The sequence below is a fragment of the Sphingomonas sp. G5 genome (assembly GCF_052660795.1).
On the sequence record NZ_CP109660.1, the window covers coordinates 256203 to 276108 of the forward strand.

Below are 19906 nucleotides of genomic sequence, written 5' to 3' on the forward strand. Positions count from 1 at the left end.
CCCAGGAGCTCCCACCGTGTCCGTTCCCCTGCTCATCGTCGGCCTCTCCCTGCTCGTCTGGGCGCTGTGGAGCCGCGTGTTCCGCAAGGTCACGGTCAACGGGCCGATCGTGATGACCGCGCTCGGTCTGCTCGGCGGCGCACTGCTGCCCGTGCAGGGCGAGCTGTTCCTCGAGTCGAAGGCCATGCTCTTCTTCGCGGAGATCGTGCTGGCGTACCTGCTCTTCGTCGACGCGCTGGAGGTGCGGGGCTCGTTCGGCTCGCACTTCACCGGGGTGCCGGCGCGGCTGCTCGGGATCGGCCTGCCGCTGTCGCTGATCCTCGTGCTGGCGGTCGGTCTGATCCTGCCGTTGGGGTTGTCGGTCGCGGTGATCCTCGCGATCGCCTGCATCTCGGTGCCCGCCGACTTCTCGCCCGAGACCTCGATCGTGCGCGACGACCGCGTCCCCGCACGGGTGCGGCGGTGGCTCAACGTCGAGAGCGGGTACAACGACGGCCTGGTCTCGCCGCTCCTGCTCGGCGCGGTCGCCTTCGCCTCGGCGGGGACGACGAGCGACGCCGGACGGGCGTTCGCGGTGGCCGCCCCCGCGGGGCTCATCGCGATCCTGGTCGGCGCTGCCACCGGGGCCGCGATCGGGGGAGCGATGCGCTTCGCCGACGGGCGGGGATGGACCGAGGCGCAGAGCATGCGCATCGCCTTCGTCGCGACGCCGCTCATCGTGTTCGGTCTCGCGGTCGCCCTGCAGGGCAACGGGTTCGTCGCCGTGTTCGTCGCGGGCGTCGCCGTGCGTCTCGTGCGCGGCGCGAGCGGCATCCCCTCCGCCGAGATCTCCCTGCTCGACGATCTCTCGTGGCTGCTCAATCTGCTGTTGTGGCTGGCCTTCGGCTTCGCCTCGATCGTGCTGCTCAGCGAGACCTACGACTGGTGGCCTGCGATCGTCCTCGCTCTCGTGGCCCTGACGGTGGGGCGGTTCCTCCCCGTTCTTCTCGCCCTGATCGGCACCGAGACGACCCGCAAGGAACGGTTCTTCGTCGCCGCGATGGGACCCCGGGGCGCGGCATCCATCGTCTTCGGTCTCATCGCCGCGAACGCCCTGCCGGGGGAGGATGGGTTCCTCGTGCTGGCGGCGACCTGCATGGTCGTGCTCGGCAGCGTCGTGCTGCACGGCATCGCGGGGCCGCTGCTGGTGCGCCGGTTCTGGCCCGGGCGGGTCGCCGCCGCCTGACCGGTCGGACCACCCGATCGGCCAGAGGAGGGGGCCGACCGGCTGATGCGCCGTGCGGAGGTCTCTCGCGAACATGGACGGGATGCCGGTGGTCGGCATGAGCACGCACGCTCGGGGAGGACCGATGGTCGCGGTGATGGACACGGTGCAGGCGGCGACCGAGGTGACGCCGGCGCCGCAGCCGAAGCGTCGCGCTGCGCGGTGGGACATCCCTGGGCTCGTGCGCCGTCGTACCGGCACGCTCGGGGTGACGCTGGCGATCCTCGTGGTCAGCTCCAGCACGATCGCGACGCAGAGCACGTTCGAGGCCGGTCTGTTCGACCTGCGCGACATGCTGCTCGCCCTGGTACGGATCGACGACCCGCTCGTGCTCGCAGTCACGGTGCTGCTGACGCTGGTGACGTGCGGTCTGGCGGAGGGGCTCCTGGGCACACGACGTCTGCTCGCGGCGTTCGTGGGCGGCGGTCTCGTCGTCTGCGCGATCGGCGAGGGCATCGGCCTGTTCGAGGACAACGTCATTCCCGAGGTCTCGCTGAACGTCACCCCCGACACGGGGGCGCCGCCCATCGCGGCTCTGCTGTGCGTCGCTATCGCCGCGAGCTGCTTCGCCTCGCCGCTGTGGCGCCGTCGCATCCGCATCGGCGGCGTCGTCCTCGCGGTGACGATGTTCCTCTACGCCGCCTCGGCGTCCGACCTCTACACGCTCATCGCCCTGCCCGTCGGCATGGCGGCCGGCCTCGTGCTCGGGGGGACGCGGGCCGTCGGCATTCCCCGCAGCTCCCTGCACGAGAAGCGCGTGCTGCTGGCCGCGCTCACCGCCATCACAGCCATCGGGCCGGTCGTGGCCACCCTCTGGGGCTCGGGGGCGGGAGTGCTGTCGGTCTACAGCTGGCTGTCGTACGACCCGCTGAACGTGGCCGACGGCGTCGTCTGCGCGATCGGTTCGACCAACGCTCCCTGCCCGCCCTCCGCCTCGGTCTACGCCGAGCTCCAGCCCGCCTCGGGGTGGATCGCCGCGCTCCCGCAGCTGGTGCTGCTGATCGCCGCCTGGGGCGTGCTGCGCGGGCGCCGCGGCGCCCTGCACCTGGCCGTGGGGGTGAACGTCCTCACCTTCGCGGCGATGAGCATCCTGCTGCTGCTGAGCGAGACCGACACGCTCGAGCAGCTCGCGACGGTGCGTGCCGCGTACGACGTCGCCGACGTCTGGCAGACGGTCGTGGGCATGGTCGTCGGTGCCGCCCTTCCCCTGATGGTCGCCGTGCTTCTCGTGCGTTTCCGCGCCGCCGCGCAGATCCGATCGATCCCCGGGGTGCGCCGGATCTTCGTGCGCACGGTCGTCGTCGCGGCCCTGGGCTCGCTGGCGCTGGCGCTGGTCGGCATCCTGATGACGTCCGCCGAGTTCCGACCGTGGCCGAACGTGACCACCGTGCTCGCCACTCTGCCCCTGCGTCTCGTCCCGCCGTCGCTTCTGCCGCCCGAGGCCCTCGTCTTCGTCCCGATGACCGGAGCCGCACAGGCGGCGTGGTACCTGCCGCCGCTGCTGTTCTGGTTGAGCGTCGTGGTCGCCGCCGTGCGCTTCGTGGTCCGCTCCGGCGCCGCCGAGACCGCACCCGATCGCGAGCGCGCGCGGGCTCTGCTCGCAGCGGGATCGGGGGACACCCTCGGGCACATGACCCTGTGGGAGGGGAACGCCTACTGGTTCGCCGCCGACGCGGAGGCGGCGATCGCCTACCGGGTGCGCGGCGGTTTCGCGGTGACGCTCGGCGGTGCCTTCGGCCCCGACCGGGACGACGCCTCCGTCGGCGCGGAGTTCGCCGCGTTCTGCGAGGAGCAGGGCTGGACGCCGGTGTTCTACAGCGTCGATGACGCCGAGCGCGAGCGGCTCGCCCCGCTGGGCTGGTCGTCGCTGCAGGTCGCCGAGGAGGCCTTCCTCGACCCGCGCAGCTGGACTCCCGCCGGCAAGAAGCGACAGGACGTCCGGACGGCCACCAACCGCGCGGCGCGAGAGGGACTGACCTCGCGTTGGGCCCGGTGGAGCGAGCTGTCGTTCTTCGATCGCGGCCAGATCCGCGACATCTCGGAGGCCTGGGTCTCGGACAAGACGATCCCGGAGATGGGTTTCACCCTCGGCTCGACCGACCAGCTCGACGACCCGGAGGTGCGCCTTCTCGTGGCGCGCGACGGATCGGGACGCATCACGGCTTTCACGAGCTGGATACCGATCCATCGCGACGGCACGATCGCCGGGTACGCCCTCGACGTCATGCGTCGGCGCGACGACGCGATGCCCGGGGTCATGGAGTTCCTCATCGGTCAGGCCGTCGAGCGGCTCCGTGAGGACGGCATGACGGTGATGAGCCTGTCGGGTTCGCCCCTGGCGCGGCACTCCACCGGGGACGACGCCGATCCCAGCGCCTTGGACCGCGGCCTCGACGTCATCAGCGCGCTCCTCGAGCCGGCGTACGGTTTCCGGTCGCTGGCGAACTTCAAGAAGAAGTTCCAGCCCGACTTCGCGCCCCTGTGGATGATCTACCCGGATGCCACGCAGATCCCGGCCATCGCGATCGCCCTCGTCCGCTGCTACATCCCCGGGCTCACACTGCGTTCGGCGGCGGAGATGGCCGCCTCGTTGCGCCGGCCGCGAGAGGCCGCGGGGCGCTGACGCGTCGGGCGGGGCGGAGTTTTGCGGTGTCACCAGAACCGGGGATGCCACAAAGGGTGCCGCGGGATTCGACACCAGCCTGGACGGGTCGTGCCCTCTTTCCGGTGGAGCTCGGTGGCGTCGGGGCGGGGATGCGAGTCAGCGGTTGAGGCGCCGAGTGACGGCGTCGATGCGGGCTCGAAGTTCTCGGGAGCGGAAGGGTTTGGTGACGTAGTCGTCCGCGCCGGCGTCGAAGGCCGAGACCTTGTCGGCGTCGTCGTGCAGGCCGGAGATGACGATGATGTGCGCGCTGGATCCGGCGGATCGTATGCGTCGAATGGCTTCGATGCCGTCCATGCCGGGAAGGGTCAGGTCCATCGTGACCAGGTCGGGGCGGATGGCCAGCGCCGCGCGAGCGCCTTCGGCGCCGTTGTCGAAGGCGTCGGTCGCGTATCCGGCGCTCTCGAAAATTCGCGTGAGCACGGACCGGACGTGCGGATCATCGTCGACGACGACAGCGGTGGCGCAGGCAGAGAAATTCGAAGGGCTTGTGGGTTCTGAACGCTTGTCGAGAAGAGTCATGAGGTGACCGGTTGATCTTTCTGCGAGATGTGAAGATCCCGGTCCGTGAGGATCGGGGCGTGAGGAGTGGCCACGGGTCGATGTTCGTTCGTCACCACTGCGAGGACCGCCGCTGTCTGGGACCGTTCTGTTCTTGGGGGGCGAGGAGGGAGGGCTTTTCGGTGTGGGGATGCCGGTCTCCGGCGAGCCCGAAAACGTCCTCGAGCACCCGGTCCGTGTCCTCCGCCGAGGTGGCCGGGGGGTCCTTCTGGTCCGCGGGGTCGGTATCGCTGTCTTTCCGACCCCCGTCCTCGCCGTCCTCGCCGTCCTTGGCGTCGGCGGGCCGACGTTCGAGGGGAAGCAGGAGAAGGGCGAGAACGAGGACGGCAAGGCTGATACGCGCGGGGGTGGTTTGGACGTAGGCGAGAACGGCGGCGAGCGGGCCGCCGATGTGGCCGCGGACGGCGCCTACGAGCTGGTCGTAGGAGATCGTGTCGGGGTCCGCCGCGGTGTTGCCGTCGCCCTTCAGGAGGGCCTTACCGTCGGTGATCTCTTGGATGCGGTGGGTATACATGCTTCCGTCGGGGCGTCCGACGGTGACGACGTGGCCGGGTTGAAAGTCGTCGGGGTGGGGGTCGCCGATGAGAACAAGGTCGCCGAACTCGTAGGTGGGCGCCATGGACTTCCCATCGACGACGACGAGCCGGGTCCCGGTGGCCAGAGTGATGGCGGCGGGGGCGATGAGGAGGGCGAGCAACGCGCCTACGATGCTCCAACGGAGGAAGGAGAGGATGCGCATTGTGCCTCCAGGTGAGTATCGGGTGATGGCCGGTGGGGTGGAGCGCGTCACACGCGCGATAGCAGGCGCGCGCGCGGTTGCGGACGTTCGGGGCGCGAGGAGGACTGAGCGGTCGATGCCTCGAGGCAGAGGTGCGTGATGTCGGCGGGGCGGGGGACTCGGACGCGGAAGTGCACTGTTTGGGTCGCTGAGGGCAGGAGGGGCGAGACGGCGCAGAACGCGGGGTTACCGGACGTGTCGATGGTCAGCGGTGTCGACCACGTGGCACCGTCGGTCGTGCTGGCGGCGAGTGTTACTTCGCGCGCATCCGATGCACTGCTGCGCAGTTCAATACCGAGTATCCAGTCGACCGCCTCGCCGCTCGTATTGTGCGCATCGATGGCGAATGCGTACACGTCCGCCTGCGCATCGAATGCCGGAGCGGTGAGCGAAGAGGTGGTGTGCGCGGCGATGCGGCCGCCGTCCGTGTGTCCGAGACGGATCGTGTCGTGCGTGCACGAGTCAGGGGTGGGGGTCACGGCGGACGAGGACGGCGCAGCGTGGTCGACGCCGAGCGTGAGAAGAACGACAGCAGACGTGGCCGTGTGCGGTCCCTGAGGGTTCGGCCGGACGATGCTCATGCCGCCGCTCCTTCTTGGTGTGGGTGGGTGCCGCTCGGCAGCTCGAGTACTCGTCGGCTGACACGCGGACGACGGTTCCGGCACCTGACCGGGCCTCCTCCTGGCGCAGGCTCACTCTCGTAAGAACACATAACGGATCAAAACGGTGCGTATCGGATCTAACGCACCATAGCAGGAATCGCCTCGATCGTCCCGTCTGTTTAGGGAGCGCCCCGCGAAGTGCGCGCGGCACCCTCGTCCGTAGAGTGCGAGAGTCGAACCAGGTCCGTCCGCAACGCCCATGACGTTCACGTGTCTTCTGGTCGACGAGCGGTCGTCCCCTGCGTGCCGGGAGCGCTGATTGCCGCCGGATATTAGCGGCGGGGCCCGCACGGCGGGGGCGTTATGAGCAAGTTGTTCAGATCCTTAGAATCTTCGCGTGCTAGCTTCCGAGGTCCTGCAGCTGCTGACCACGCCTGCCAATGTGCCGTTCATCGCTCACTTAGGTGCGCCGAATATTCGCCGGAGCATTCTTCGCGTCGATTATGTGACCGATGAGCACGCCGCGCGCAAGCTCCTTCCGGAGCCCCTGCATCTGCCTCTGATTCCGCGCGCCAGCGTGTTCTTCACGCAGTTCTTCAACTCGCACGGGGATGTTCCCCTCCTCGAAGTGACGCAGTCGATCGAAGCGGTCAGCTCGGCAGGCGTCGTGGGGGACTACATCCAGGCGGTCTACACGGACAACGTGACCTCGATCATCCACAACCGTGAGGCCTACCTGCAGCCCGTGCTGTACGGCGTGGGGTCGATCGTGCACCGAGACGGAGCGAGCAACTTCTCTTTGGCCGTGAACGATACCGTCGTCGTTCACGGGAGTGCGGGCTACCGAAGCGAGCCGATGTTCGCCGACGACGCCGTCGAGTTCCTGCAGCGCCCCAAATTCTTCCTGAAGGTGCTCGGGCGGCCGGCATTGGGCGAGCCGGCGAAGCCCACTCTCTTCATGTTGCGCAGCGCAAAGCTCGAGGTCAGCGAAGCCTACCGGGTGCCGTCGCGGCTTACCCTCGACGGCCACATCATGGCCCCCTTCGATCAGCTGCCCGTACGTCACATCGACTCGTGCCACACATTCGAAACCACGTGGTCGATCGGCGAAACGGAAGTCCTGCACCGTTACTGACTTCCCGGGGAGCCTGCGCGGCAGGCTTCGCAACGCGCGGCGACGTTACAGCTGGCTCCCCTCGTTGCGCGGACGCTGCCGCCTCAGCGTCCCGTGCGAACGGAGTCGAGCGTCGATCCTGTTCAGCTCGAGGGCGTCGCCACCTCAGGGGTGCTCCGGTCAGCCACGTTCGAGGTGCTCGATATGTACTCGACCACCTCGTCTCGCACGATGACCCACTTCGAGCCGATGTGGTACGCGGGCAGCTCGCCGGACTGCAAGTACTCATAGACGGTCTTGCTGTTCAACCCGAGCACCTCGGCGACGTCTCTGGCGGAAAGGATCGGCGGATATCCAGCGAACAGGTGCTCGAGGTGCTTAGGCATGGCGCTCCCGGGGGGTAACAGACTCGTCACAGTTTAGGGGCAGCATGCCCAATAACAGCCTGATCCGGCGCGATTTTGCGTGAAGCGCACTACATCGGGTGTAGAGCTCGAGGCGGAAAAGAGTTGTTAGGGGCTGTTGGCATCGGCTATGGTCCACCTGAGTCCGTTTCAACCCGTTTCATACCAAAGGATCTTCTGTGGATTGTTCTGTTCCGGTCGTGCCCTCCCCGGCAGCGCCCGCGATCACGGCCTCGGGAGGGTCCGGACTTGCGGCAACAGGCTCTCCCATGGACGTCATACTCGCCTGCGCCATCGCGCTCGTCCTTCTCGCGGGTGGCGTCATGGCTTTGGCCCGGTCGCGTCGGCGTCGCCGTGAAGCGCTGCCCTCTTCCACGGCGGCCGCGCCTGGCGTGGGGCTCGCTCTGTCGAGCGTGCTGGGCGTGATCTTGCTCTTGGGGGCCTTCTCCCCGTCACAGGCCGCGCATGCCGCTCCGGAACAGTGCGATGTCATCTCGGTATCTGATGTGCAGATCGACGCGACCGTGCTCGCCGGCGGAGTGATCCAGCTCGTACCCGGCGGTCAGCCTGCCGTCGTTCGCGCGTCTGTGACGAACTCCACCACCGTGCCCGTGACCCTCACCGCGATCGCTCGCACCGATAACGCCGTCCCCCTCGCGACACAGATCGTGTGGAAGAGCGAGAGCTCGAGTGGTTCGGCCGTCGAGTCCAGCTTGGGTGACTCCGACTCGCACTCCCTCGGGACCTTGGCTTCGGGTGAGAGCACCACGGTGACGTTCGCGGTGAACTTGCCCGCCTCGGTCGGGAATGAGTACCAGGGCCAAACAGTCCCCCTCAGCCTGCTCGTCCAGGCCGTCCAGCAGGGCTTCTAACACCCGCACCTCGCGCGCCCGCATCTGCGGGCTGCGCCCCCACCTTCTCGTCGAGCCGCTACGCCACCTTCGTTCGCACTCGTCGAGCCCCTCAGCCTCCCTTTCCGACCCGAAGCACGACTCACCACTAAAGAAAGCAGATCCCATGTCCACCACCAAGCGCTCCTTCTCTAAGAAGAAGGTCCTCGTCGCCTCCCTCGCCCTGCTCACTATGGGCCTGGGCGGCACGGTTGCCACCGGCGCGTACTTCACCGCCGACAAGACCGTTTCCAGCAACACCCTGGCGTCCGGCACCGTCGTGATCGGGAACATCGGCGACGACGCGTCCTCCACAGCGGCGCTGTCGTTCACCAACGTGCTCCCGGTTGCGTCCTCGGACGTCGCGACCAAGGCCAAGATGTTCAACATCAACGTCCGCAACAACGGAACGGCGGCCGTTGACTGGAAGGTCCAGATGGCTTCCACCTCGAGCGACTTCGCCAAGCAGGTCAACGTCGAGTACAGCACCGACAATGGCTCGACCTGGTCGAAGACATGGACTGCTGACGACCTCCGAAACGTCTCCATCCCGGGCACCTCCTCGCTCGCTGCTGGCGGAACCGCGGTGATCAAGTTCCGTGCGTGGCTGCCCGCCGCCACCGACAACACAGCCCAGGGTAAAACTCTTACGTTCTCGACCGTTGTGAACGCCATCCAGGCTGGCGCTCCGTTCTCGTCCTGACCCTCGCGCGTGGGCGCCGGCAGCACGCTGGCGCCCACGTTCCCTCGCACGGCGGCTCGCCGACCTCGAGATGCATTCGTACCTCCCCTTCATTGAATGCTGAGTAAAGACCACACAACAGGAGCGCCAACATTATGCAGGCCAGATATCGCGCCTTCGCTGTCGCCCTCATCGTTTCCGTCTTCGGTGCGGTGTCCCTTTGGCCCGGCGCCGCAACGGCGGCTGAGAAGGATATCGCGGTGGGCGGCGAGCCCACGTCGATCGTCGTGAGCCCCGACGGCGGGACGCTGTACGTAGGGAATTACGACACCGGTGCGGTGACAATCGTTTCCACCGCAACAAGATCTATCGAGGGCAGCATCGAGGCGGGCGCCGCTCTGACCGACCTGGCCGTGACACCTGACGGCGAATACTTGTTCACGGCGACTCGATCGGCGATCCAAAAGTTCTCCACAGTGGGGCGGAATCTTGTTCGTGAATGGCTGCTTGGCGAGTCCAGCGCTGGTATCGCGCTGAGTCCTGATGGGGAGGCTGCTTACGCAACTTCTGGCAACGTGTTGAGGGCCTACCTTTCCACCGGTGCAACGACGCTGGCTGCGGTCGGAGGCTCTCCGACGTCCCTTGCAACCACGCCCGACGGCAAACGGGTCCTCACGACGAGCGGAGACGACAACACTGTCTCGGTCGTATCGGTCGACGAGAGGCAGGTTCTGGCGACCGTCCCTGTGGGGATCTTTCCGACGGACGTGGCGGTAACGCCAGACGGGGATCTGGCGCTTGTCACGAATGGAGTAGGCACGGTGTCCGCTATTGATCTCAGCGACAACACCGTGCTGGACACCATCCGGGTAGGGCGGACGCCCATGGCCGTGACAACGAGCGCCGACAGCCAATGGGGCTACATCGCGAACGCCAACGACGATTCCGTCTCCGTGATCTCGCGACAGACCCGGTCGGTTGTGCGGACCATTTCGACTGGCGACCGGCCGGTGGCCCTCGCTCTGAGCCCCGACGACAGCACGCTTTACGTGGTCAACAACACGAGCCAAAGCGTCTCTGTTCTCACCGTCGAGCGTGCGCCGACGTTCACCGCCTCCACTCCAAGCGAGACAGCAACGGTTGGAACTCCCTACTCATACGCCTTCGCCGCATCAGGCTTCCCGGCACCGACATTCGAAGTATCTGAAGGGTCGCTCCCGGACGGGCTCATGTTGAGTTCGGATGGCGTCTTGTCGGGCACACCGACAAAATCTGGTTTGAGCTCGTTCCGCGTCACCGCGTCCAACGGTGTCGAACCCAACGTCACCACCGACTCGATCACCATCGGCGTGAACGCCGGACTGGTGGCCCCGAGCTTCACTGCCTCGAACCCCGACGAGATCGCCACCGTCGGCACCAAGTACGCCTTTAAGTTCGCTGCGTCCGGACACCCCGCGCCGCTGTTCACGGTGTCACAAGGATCCCTTCCGGACGGACTCGAGCTCGACGAGTTCGACGGGAGCCTGAGGGGATACCCCACCACCGTCGGCACCAGCACGTTCACCGTGACCGCATACAACGGGGTGGATCCCAGGGCGACGACCGGCCCCATTACGATCACTACTCAGCCGGCACCCGGTGCCCCCGTCTTCACCGCATCGACACCACCACCAGCGGCTACGGCAGGGACGCCCTATTCCTACCGGTTCGCCGCGAGCGGATACCCGGAGCCGCACTTCTCTATCACGCAAGGAGCGCTTCCGGACGGCCTCATGTTGAGCAGTGACGGATGGGTATCAGGAACACCCACGACCGCGGGCACGAGCACTTTCGCCATCACCGCGTCCAACGGCACTGAACCCGACGCCAACACCGACCCCATCACGGTCACCGTTTCCGCGGCGCCTCAGGTTGCGAATACGCCCGAGCAGCAGATCCGCAGCGACGCGACTCCATCAGCCGCCGGCACGCTGGCGACAACCGGCAGCATCGCAAGCCTGGCCGCACCCTTGCTCGGAGCCGGACTGCTTGCCGCGGGCGTCGTCGCCACAATCCTCTACCGAAGGCGCCGTCCACAGTAGTGAAAGCGAGCCAGGCGATGCAGCACCTGCACGCCGGCTCCCCCGAGCCGGGAGCAGGGTTTCTCCCCCGAAACCCACCCCTGCTCCCCCCCGCCGCCGCACCCAGGCGGCCCGCTGAGGGGAGGTACCCCGACCGGAACCTCCCCTCAGCACCTCAGCGCGAAAGCACTCCTATGCAGCCCGTTCCCACGACGCTCGCGGCTCAGCCGGCCTCGGGTCACGGCTGCTGGTACACGTCGGGTACGTCGTCGCCGTCGGCATCCACCTTCTCGGCGAGAGCCAACTGCTTGTAGCGCCGGTTGCGCAAGAGGAGCACGGACGAGGCGAGGATGGATGCCAGAAGCGAGGCGACCATGATCGCGATCTTCGCGTCGTCGGTGTGGGGCGAGCCGTCGGGGAAGCTCAGCTCGGCGATCAACAGCGAGACGGTGAAGCCGATCCCGGCGAGCAGGCCCACCCCGGCCAGGTCGATCCACTTCAGAGCGGGGTCGAGCCGGACCTTCGTCACGAGAGTGAGCAGGCGGACACCGAGCAGGATGCCGAGGGGCTTGCCGAGCACGAGACCGGCTACGACGCCGAGGGTGACGGGGTCCGTCACAGCGCGGAGCAGTCCCTCGCCGCCGCCGACCGAGACCCCCGCCGCGAAGAAGGCGAACAACGGCACGGCAATGCCCGCCGACAGGGGACGGAAGCGGTGCTCGAACTGCTCGGCGAGGTCCATGCCCCGCACCTCGGGCTGACGGCGCGAGGCGGCGACCGGGATCGTGAAGGCGAGCGCGACTCCGGCGATCGTCGCGTGCACCCCCGAGGCGTGCAGGAACGCCCACGCGGCGAAGCCGATCGGCAGCAGCACGACCCAGGCGCCCCAGGATGTGCGGGCGAACCACGCGCGGCCACGGTGGGCGATGACGCCGTAGACGACGACGAGCACGGCGAAGACCGCCAGCGGCACCAGCGCGATGTCGCTGGTGTAGAAGACGGCGATGATCGCGATCGCGATCAGGTCGTCGACGACCGCGAGCGTCAACAGGAAGATGCGCAGGGGACCGGGAAGATGCGAGCCGACCAGCGCCAGCACCGCCACCGCGAAAGCGATGTCGGTCGCGGTGGGAATGGCCCAGCCCGCCAGCAGGCTCGGCTGCGCGTGCACGATCGCGGCGTAGAGGAGGGCGGGCACGGCGACCCCCGCGAAGGCGGCCGTCACCGGCACGATCGCGGTCCCCAGCCGGCGGAGGCTCCCGACGACGATCTCACGCTTGAGCTCGAGGCCGACCAGGAAGAAGAAGACCGCCAGCAGGCCGTCCGCCGCCCACGACCCGACGCTCAACTCGAGGTGCCATGGCGCGTAGCCGAAACGGAGGTCGCGCAGCGCGAAGTACGCCTCGGACGCGGGGGAGTTGGCCCACACGACCGCGCCGATCGCGGCCACGACCAGCAGCATGCCGCCGACGGATTCGCGGCGCAGAAGCGTCGTGACGCGGTGGACTTCGGCGTATCCGGGCCACTGGGGCGCGCGGGTGGTGTCGTGGCTCATGAGGCTTCCTGGAGGGTCGATCGACAGATCGTCGACCAGACTTCCCGACACGCCTCTCTCAGTTTAGTCGGCCCGACCCCGGGCCGGGTTTCAGGCGGACTCCTCGTCCTCTTCGGGGTTGAAGTGCGAGGCCGTGTCGGAGTGACCGGCGGCGACGCCCTTCGGGTCGTCGGGGATGGTGCCATCGGCCCCGAGCCCGCCGGGCTTGGCCTCTCCGTCGGAGCCCGAGCCGGCGGTGGGCGAGACCTCGACGTCAGCGCCTTCGAAGGAGTCCTCGTCGGCAGCGGCCTGCGACGGGTCGGAGATTTCGGATGCCATGAGCGTGCCTCTCTCGTCATCGGTGGCGAGGCGGTTTGCGGTGCACCGCCGGTCGTCCGACGCTACCGAGCTGCCCCGTCATGGCATCCCCTCTTGTCGGGTGCCGCCGTGTGTGCTGGGCTTCGTCCTCCCCCGGTCGCGCAGCGCGGGCCGTCGTGCGGATTCCGACCGCGGCGCGCCGCGGCGGAGCCCCCCCCCCGAATCGGAGTGTCGACCTCGAACTCCGCACGACGGCGCGGTCCTATAGGGCAGCCCCGGCGACTCAGCTCGGGTCGCCGCCCAGCGGACCCACGGCGGGGATCGGGCCGCCGTCGTCGGCGCCGGTCTTGCGCGCGCGGGCGATGGCGTTGCCGAGGTGGTAGATCACCAGCGCCGCGACGGAACCCAGCACGATCGGACCGAGCTGGAAGTCGCCCCACTGCATGGTGAAGCCGGCGATGGCGAGCACCAGGGCCACGGCGCCGGTGTACTGGTTGACCGGACGCGAGAAGTCGACGCGGTTGTCGACCCAGATCTTGATGCCGATGATGCCGATCAGCCCGTAGAGCGCGGTCGTGACACCGCCGAGCACTCCCGCCGGAATGGTGTTGAACACCGCGCCGACCTTGGGCGACAGGCTCAGCACGATCGCGGTGAGACCGGCGACCCAGTACACCGCGGTCGAGTAGACGCGGGTCGCGGCCATGACGCCGATGTTCTCGCCATAGGTCGTGGTTCCCGAACCGCCGAAGGTGCCGGCGAGGGTGGTGGCGACACCGTCGGCGATGAGAGCGCGGCCGGTGGAGCGGTTTGCCGTGGCATCCGTCATCGCCGCCACGCCCCGCACGTGACCGACGTTCTCGGCCACGAGCACGAGCACCACGGGGAGGAACATCGCGATGACCGACCAGGTCGCGGGCGTCGTGAAGTCGGCGATCTCGAAGGTCGGCAGGCCCACCCAGGGAGCGGCCTCGACGGCGCCGAAGTCGATGAGCGTCTCGCCGGTGCCCGCCTGGATGAGCACCGTGGCGACGTAGCCGACGATCACGCCGAGGAAGATCGAGATGCGCCCGAGGAAGCCGCGGAAAAGCACGCTGAACAAGATGACGGCGACGAGCGTGATCGTGCCGGGTAGGGGCTGCACCTTGAAGTTCGACCACGCGACCGGGGCGAGGTTGAAACCGATCAGTGCCACGATCGCGCCGGCGACGACCGGCGGCATGACCTTGTCGACCCAGCCGAGGCCGACGAACTGCACGATGAAGCCGATCACGGCGAGCAGCACGCCGACGGCCACGATGCCGGCGAGCGCTGAGCCGGTGCCCGCGGTGGTCGTCGCTGCCGTGATCGGCGCGATGAACGCGAAAGAGGAGCCCAGGTAGCTGGGGAGGCGGTTCTTCGTGATGAGCAGGAACAGCAACGTGCCGACACCCGAGAACAGCAGCGTCGTCGACACCGGGAACCCGGTGAGCACCGGCACCAGGAAGGTGGCGCCGAACATCGCGATCACGTGCTGGAGCCCGATCGCGATCGTCGCCCCCCAGTTCAGGCGCTCGCCGGGGGCGACGACGGCCCCGGGTTCGACGGTGCGCCCGTTGCCGTGCAGCTTCCAGCGGAACATGTGTCTCCTCAGGTGGGGGTGGATGCCGAGGTCACGTGTTCTCGCCGAGCTCACACCCCGTGGCGTGTGCTCTCGACGAGGTCGCGTGATCTCGATGGTCGTTCTGGCGAGATCACGTGATCTCGCGGGGTGGTTCCGCCGACGCCACGTGATGTCGGTGGCATCGCGGCGGGTGAGGTCAGGACGTGAGCAGGCGCAGCAACTCCGCGTAGCGGTCGCGGGTGCGCTCGACGATCTCGGCGGGCAGGGCCGGCGGCTCGCCCTGCTTGTCCCAGTTCTCCGCCAGCCAGTTGCGCACGATCTGCTTGTCGAAGCTCGCCATGCGCTCGGCGGGTGTCGTTCCGGTGCGCCAGGCCTCGGCATCCCAGTAGCGGGACGAGTCCGAGGTGAGCACCTCGTCGGCCAGGGTCAGCACGCCGTCGGCGTCATAGCCGAACTCGAACTTCGTGTCGGCGAGGATCAGTCCGCGGGCCTCGGCTGTCTCGGATGCGCGTCGGTAGATCTCGAGCGAGAGATCGCGCAGGGCCGAAGCCGTCTCGGCCCCGACGAGCTCGACCGAGCGTTCGAAGGTGATGTTCTCGTCGTGCTCGCCCATCGGCGCCTTGAACGCGGGAGTGTAGAGCGGCTCCGGCAGACGGTCGCCGTCGTTCAGGCCCTCGGGGAGAGGGATGCCGCACACCGTGCCCTCGGCCCGGTACTCCGCCCAGCCCGAGCCGGTGAGGTAGCCGCGCACGACGCACTCGATCGGTTGCATGTCGAGGGACCGGACGAGCATCGAGCGCCCCTGCACGGCATCCGGGATGAGGGCGACGGCCTCGTCGCCCACCAGAGCGTGGTCGGCGGCGAGGTGGTTCGGGATCGAGCGGCCCCCGTCGGCGCCCGCGAGCTGATCGAACCACCACAGGCTCAGCGTCGTGAGCAGTTCCCCTTTGTCGGGGATGCCGGGAGACAGCACCTGGTCGAAGGCGCTCACGCGGTCGCTGGCGACGACGAGGAGGTGCGCGGGGGCCTCGCCCTCGGCGGTGTCGGTCGGCACGTACAGGTCGCGGACCTTGCCGGAGTAGATGTGGCGGAAGCCGGGGAGCTCGAGCGGGGGAGCGGTGGTCACCCGCTCATTATTGCGGGTGCGGGGCACGCGCATCGGCGCGGATTGTGTCACAACGCTCGCTCGCGCGCCTGCCCCCCGGACGCGGCCACCCTCCTGACTACGCTCGGTGGAATGACCGAGGCAGCCCCCGATACCGCGGTGAGAATCGACCCGCACGCCGGTAGCCGGCATACGACCATCCGCGGGTGGGTGTTCTGGCCCGCAGCCGGCATCGCCCTGGCCTTCATCGCTTTCGCGCTGATCTTCCCGTCCGCGGCCGAAGCGACCTTCACCGCGGTGCAGACGACCATCGTGTCCACGTTCAACTGGTATTACGTGCTGATCGCCGCGTTCTTCGTCGTCTTCGCCCTCACCATGGGCTTCAGTCGGTTCGGCACGATCAAGTTGGGCCAGGACGACGACGAACCCGAGTTCTCGACCATCTCGTGGTTCTCTCTCCTGTTCGCCGCCGGCATGGGTATCGGCCTCGTCTTCTACGGGGTGAGCGAGCCGCTCAGCCACTTCGTCTCTCCCCGCCCCGGCGTGGAGGGCACTCCCGCCGAACTCGCGCAGCAGGCGATGTCGCAGACCTTCCTGCACTGGGGCGTGCACGCGTGGTCGATCTACGTCGTGCTCGGTCTCGCGCTCGCGTATGCCTTCCACCGCCGTCGCCGCCCCCGCACGATCCGCTGGGCTCTCGAGCCGATCCTCGGTGCGCGCCTGGTTCAGGGCGGGTGGGGCAACGCGATCGACGTCGCCGCCCTCGTGGGCACGCTCTTCGGTGTCGCCACCTCGCTCGGGCTGGGCGTCATCCAGATCAGCGCGGGCCTCGACTTTCTCGGCGTCGTGCCGCCCACCATCATTAGCCAGGCCATCATCATCGGCATCATCACCGGGTTCGTGCTCTTCTCGCTGCTCTCGGGCGTGGGCAAGGGCATGAAGTGGCTGTCGAACATCAACCTCGTGCTCGCGGGCGTGCTCATGCTGTTCCTGCTGTTCGCCGGCCCGACGGAGTTCCTGCTGCGCGACGTGGTGCAATCGATCGGCAATTACATCCAGAGCTTCGTGGGCTTGTCCTTCACGGTCAGCGCGTATGCGGGTGACGACGGCGTCGCCTGGCAGGGCGCGTGGACGGCGTTCTACTGGGGCTGGTGGATCTCGTGGGCGCCCTTCGTCGGGATCTTCATCGCGCGCATCTCGCGCGGTCGTACCGTGCGGGAGTTCGTGGTCGGCGTGATCCTCGTGCCGACGCTCGTCGGCATCCTGTGGTTCACCGTCCTCGGCGGCACCGCGATCTACGGCGAGCTGACGGGCACCGCGTCGTACACCGGGCCCGACGGGTCGGTGGACGTGTCGACCGCGTTGTTCCAGATGCTTGAGAACGTCCCGGCCTCCGGGGTCCTGATCGTCGGCTTCCTCATCCTGATCGCGGTGTTCTTCGTGACCTCCGCGGACTCGGGCGCGCTGGTGATGAGCATGATCGCCACCGGCGGCGAGGAGGAGCCCAAGAAGTGGGTGCGCGTGTTCTTCGCCCTGGCCACCGCGGTGATCGCATTCGCTCTCCTGATCGCGGGCGGGCTGCAGGCGCTGCAGACCGCGGCGATCAGCATCGCTCTGCCCTTCAGCGTCGTGCTGTTGGCGATCTGTTGGGCCACGGTCGTCGCGTTCCGACGCGAGATGAAGGCCTACGACAAGGCCGAGCGCGCTCAGTTGCGTGATTCGATCGGTGAGCACTACGGCCTCGAGGTCGAAGAACCGAACCAGCGCGGAATCTTCGGCATCCCCGTGCGGTGGCGTCAGCGTCGTGCGGTGGCGGCACAGGCCGAGGCGCGCGAGGTGGCTCTCGCCGATGCGGAAAGCAGCCCCGAATCGGTCGGAAGCGACTCCGCGAAGGCCTGACCCCCGGCATCCCTCACCGCTGCGAAGCACGCCGCGCCCCGAATCGGGCGCGGCGTGCTCGCGTCGAGTGTGCACGACGCGCCGCGACGATTCGCGTGCCAACGGTGTGTGCTCGACACGCGACGTTCATCTTCGCGCGTTGGCGCGGGGCGAGGAATGAGCGTATAGTCCACGTGGACTAGTCGAAACGGACCATGAGGAGGACGGATGCCGGAGGCCAGCCATCTCACCCCCGTCGCCGTCATGATCCTGGCCACGCTCCGCGAGGCTGACATGCACACGTACGAGCTCGTGCGCCTGCTGAAGGAACGCCGGGACGACCGTCTCGTGCCCCTGCAGAAGGGCACGATCTATCACACGGTCGCGCGCCTCGAACGCGACGGTCTCCTCGCGGAGGTCGGCGTTGATCGCGACGGCAACCGTCCCGAGCGCACCACCTACACGATCCTGGATGCCGGCCATCGGGCCGTCGAAGAATGGGTGCGCGCCGAACTCCCGCGAATCGACAGACCGGGCGAATTCCGGGTCGCCCTCTCCGAAGCCCACAACCTCGGGCGTGCCGAGGTCATCGGTCTGCTCGACGCGCGCCGCGCCCGGCTCGTCGCCTCCGTCGAGGAACATCACGACGGTCTCAGCGTCGCGGCCGAGCGCGAGACCCCCGAACAATTCCTCGTCGAGCTGCGGCGTCAATCCGCTCTGCTCGACGCCGAACTCGCGTGGCAGGACTCCCTGCGTGCGCGCCTCGCCGATCGCTCCCTCCCCTGGGGCATCGCTGAGATCCCCGAACACATCAAGAAAAAGCACCGCGTCTCAAAGGAGACCACAGCATGACCGACTCTCGCGCCGCCTCCGCGGCATCTACCCGTACCGGGTCCCACCAGACCCACGAACGCAGCCCCTGGCCCGCCCTCTGGGCGCTGGTCATCGGGTTCTTCATGATCCTCGTCGACACCACGATCGTCTCGGTCGCGAACCCCGCCATCAAGGCAGCCCTCGACCCGAACACCAACAACCTCGACAACGTCGTGTGGGTCACCAGCGCCTACCTGCTGACGTACGCCGTGCCGCTTCTGATCACCGGTCGCCTCGGTGACCGCTTCGGCCCCAAGAACATCTACCTCATCGGTCTGGCGCTGTTCACCCTCGCCTCGCTGGCCTGCGGCCTCGCGCCCTCGCTCGAGGTGCTGATCGCCGCCCGGGCCGTGCAGGGCCTGGGGGCGGCGATGATGACGCCGCAGACCATGGCCGTCATCACCCGCACCTTCCCGCCGCAGAACCGCGGCGCGGCGATGGGTCTGTGGGGTGCCACCGCCGGTGTCGCCACGCTGGTCGGCCCCCTCGCCGGTGGACTGCTGGTGGACGGCCTCGGCTGGGAGTGGATCTTCTTCATCAACATCCCCGTCGGCATCATCGGCTTCGTCGCCGCCGTCATCCTCGTGCCGCAGCTGCCGCGCACCGCGCACAAGTTCGACATCCTCGGCGTCGTGCTGAGCGCCGTCGGTCTGTTCCTCATCGTGTTCGGTCTGCAGGAGGGCGAGCACTACTCCTGGGCCGCGTGGATCTGGGCGATGGTCGCCGCGGGCGTCGTCGTCATGGCGGTGTTCGTCTGGACGCAGGCGCGCAGCACGGGGGAGCCGCTCGTTCCCCTCGACCTCTTCCGCGACCGCAACTTCTCGATCGCGAACCTGGCGATCGCGGCCGTCGGCTTCACCGTGACGAGCATGGCGCTGCCGCAGATGTTCTACCTGCAGCTCGCCCGCGGCCTGACGCCGACCGAGTCGGCGCTGCTGCTCGTGCCGCTGGCGATCCTGTCGGGCGTGCTCGCTCCCTTCGCGGGCAAGTTGCTCGACCGCACCGACCCGCGCTTCCTGCTCGTGCCCGGTCTGCTGCTGGTGGGCGGATCGCTCGGCCTCTACGTCGCGCTGATCCTGAACGACGCGCCGATCTGGATGTTCCTCATCCCCTCGGTGTTCATGGGCATCGGAAACGCCGGCATGTGGGGCCCGCTCGCGACGACTGCCACGCGCAACCTCCCGCCGCGCCAGGCGGGCGCCGGCGCCGGCATCTACAACACGACCCGCACCGTCGGATCGGTCATCGGCTCGGCATCCATCGCCGCCTTCATGCAGGCGCGCCTCGAGGCGAATCTGCCGGGTGCCGCGGACGCATCTGCGAGTTTCGGCGGCGGAGCGCTTCCTCCGCAGGTCGTCACCGGCTTCTCTCAGGCGATGGGGCAGTCGCTCGCGCTGCCCATCATCGTGATCGGGCTCGGCCTCGTGGCGGTGCTGTTCATGCGCCGTCCGTCGGTGATCCGCCCGCACGGTGCTCCGCGCGACGCGGCTCCGGCCCAGGCCGCTCCGGCTGCCGCGGGCGAGTAACCCGGCGAACGCCGCCGTCCCTGCCGAGGGGCGGCGGCGTTCGCCGTGTCCG

Annotated in this window: 17 protein-coding genes; 9 read left to right on the forward strand and 8 right to left on the reverse strand. The window is 68.1% G+C overall.

Annotation, left to right across the window (positions count from 1 at the left end; all coding sequences use genetic code 11):
- Nucleotides 1-16: 16 nt before the first annotated feature.
- Nucleotides 17-1225: a cation:proton antiporter domain-containing protein gene (locus NE358_RS01225; protein WP_289940666.1), complete on the forward strand. Its 1209-nt coding sequence runs from the start codon at nucleotides 17-19 to the stop codon at nucleotides 1223-1225.
- 97 nt (nucleotides 1226-1322) lie between these two features.
- On the forward strand, nucleotides 1323-3887 hold the full coding sequence (locus tag NE358_RS01230; RefSeq protein WP_289940669.1) for a bifunctional lysylphosphatidylglycerol flippase/synthetase MprF: 2565 nt from the start codon (nucleotides 1323-1325) through the stop codon (nucleotides 3885-3887).
- Nucleotides 3888-4025: 138 nt separating this feature from the next.
- Here NE358_RS01230 and NE358_RS01235 read toward each other — a convergent pair whose 3' ends face one another.
- From NE358_RS01235 to NE358_RS01245, 3 genes are all read right to left on the reverse strand, one after another.
- Nucleotides 4026-4448 carry a response regulator transcription factor gene (locus tag NE358_RS01235; protein WP_289940671.1) on the reverse strand — a complete coding sequence of 141 codons (423 nt, stop codon included), beginning with the start codon at nucleotides 4446-4448 and terminating at the stop codon, nucleotides 4026-4028.
- A 91-nt stretch (nucleotides 4449-4539) separates the two neighbouring features.
- Entirely contained in the window at nucleotides 4540-5277 is a 738-nt protein-coding gene (locus NE358_RS01240; protein ID WP_141376400.1) for a signal peptidase I, read from the reverse strand.
- Complete coding sequence (locus NE358_RS01245; RefSeq protein WP_289940677.1) at nucleotides 5274-5846, reverse strand: hypothetical protein; 573 nt, start codon at nucleotides 5844-5846, stop codon at nucleotides 5274-5276. Before NE358_RS01245 ends, NE358_RS01240 begins: the two co-directional genes overlap by 4 nt.
- Nucleotides 5847-6264: 418 nt before the next feature.
- Here NE358_RS01245 and NE358_RS01250 point away from each other — a divergent pair, with 418 nt between their 5' ends.
- A complete protein-coding gene (locus NE358_RS01250; protein ID WP_289940679.1) occupies nucleotides 6265-7002 on the forward strand; it encodes an acetoacetate decarboxylase family protein in 738 nt (245 codons plus the stop codon).
- Between the two features lie 122 nt (nucleotides 7003-7124).
- On the opposite strand, the gene NE358_RS01255 is transcribed toward NE358_RS01250, so the two are convergent.
- Nucleotides 7125-7367 carry a helix-turn-helix domain-containing protein gene (locus tag NE358_RS01255; RefSeq protein WP_141376406.1) on the reverse strand — a complete coding sequence of 81 codons (243 nt, stop codon included), beginning with the start codon at nucleotides 7365-7367 and terminating at the stop codon, nucleotides 7125-7127.
- 287 nt (nucleotides 7368-7654) lie between these two features.
- Here NE358_RS01255 and NE358_RS01260 point away from each other — a divergent pair, with 287 nt between their 5' ends.
- The 3 genes from NE358_RS01260 (at nucleotide 7655) to NE358_RS01270 (ending at nucleotide 11038) form a co-directional block, all read left to right on the forward strand.
- Entirely contained in the window at nucleotides 7655-8257 is a 603-nt protein-coding gene (locus NE358_RS01260) for a hypothetical protein (protein WP_289940681.1), read from the forward strand.
- A 145-nt stretch (nucleotides 8258-8402) separates the two neighbouring features.
- Nucleotides 8403-8978: a hypothetical protein gene (locus NE358_RS01265; RefSeq protein WP_141376410.1), complete on the forward strand. Its 576-nt coding sequence runs from the start codon at nucleotides 8403-8405 to the stop codon at nucleotides 8976-8978.
- Between the two features lie 239 nt (nucleotides 8979-9217).
- The gene (locus NE358_RS01270; protein ID WP_289940685.1) at nucleotides 9218-11038 is read left to right on the forward strand and encodes a YncE family protein; all 1821 of its coding nucleotides are present in this window, start codon (nucleotides 9218-9220) and stop codon (nucleotides 11036-11038) included.
- 217 nt (nucleotides 11039-11255) lie between these two features.
- On the opposite strand, the gene nhaA is transcribed toward NE358_RS01270, so the two are convergent.
- From nhaA to NE358_RS01290, 4 genes are all read right to left on the reverse strand, one after another.
- Nucleotides 11256-12623 carry a Na+/H+ antiporter NhaA gene (gene nhaA, locus NE358_RS01275; RefSeq protein ID WP_499318183.1) on the reverse strand — a complete coding sequence of 456 codons (1368 nt, stop codon included), beginning with the start codon at nucleotides 12621-12623 and terminating at the stop codon, nucleotides 11256-11258.
- A gap of 39 nt (nucleotides 12624-12662) precedes the next feature.
- Nucleotides 12663-12890: a hypothetical protein gene (locus NE358_RS01280; RefSeq protein ID WP_141376414.1), complete on the reverse strand. Its 228-nt coding sequence runs from the start codon at nucleotides 12888-12890 to the stop codon at nucleotides 12663-12665.
- A 262-nt stretch (nucleotides 12891-13152) separates the two neighbouring features.
- A complete protein-coding gene (locus NE358_RS01285) occupies nucleotides 13153-14490 on the reverse strand; it encodes a uracil-xanthine permease family protein (RefSeq protein ID WP_141376416.1) in 1338 nt (445 codons plus the stop codon).
- Between the two features lie 178 nt (nucleotides 14491-14668).
- Nucleotides 14669-15598, reverse strand: coding sequence for a phosphoribosylaminoimidazolesuccinocarboxamide synthase (locus NE358_RS01290; RefSeq protein ID WP_499318185.1), 930 nt, complete (start codon nucleotides 15596-15598; stop codon nucleotides 14669-14671).
- Nucleotides 15599-15709: 111 nt separating this feature from the next.
- Between NE358_RS01290 and NE358_RS01295 the strand changes: the two genes are divergently transcribed.
- The 3 genes from NE358_RS01295 (at nucleotide 15710) to NE358_RS01305 (ending at nucleotide 19854) form a co-directional block, all read left to right on the forward strand.
- Entirely contained in the window at nucleotides 15710-17476 is a 1767-nt protein-coding gene (locus NE358_RS01295; protein ID WP_103206956.1) for a BCCT family transporter, read from the forward strand.
- A gap of 207 nt (nucleotides 17477-17683) precedes the next feature.
- A complete protein-coding gene (locus NE358_RS01300) occupies nucleotides 17684-18307 on the forward strand; it encodes a PadR family transcriptional regulator (protein ID WP_103206955.1) in 624 nt (207 codons plus the stop codon).
- Nucleotides 18304-19854 carry an MFS transporter gene (locus NE358_RS01305; protein WP_141376422.1) on the forward strand — a complete coding sequence of 517 codons (1551 nt, stop codon included), beginning with the start codon at nucleotides 18304-18306 and terminating at the stop codon, nucleotides 19852-19854. Before NE358_RS01300 ends, NE358_RS01305 begins: the two co-directional genes overlap by 4 nt.
- The last annotated feature ends 52 nt before the right edge of the window (nucleotides 19855-19906 follow it).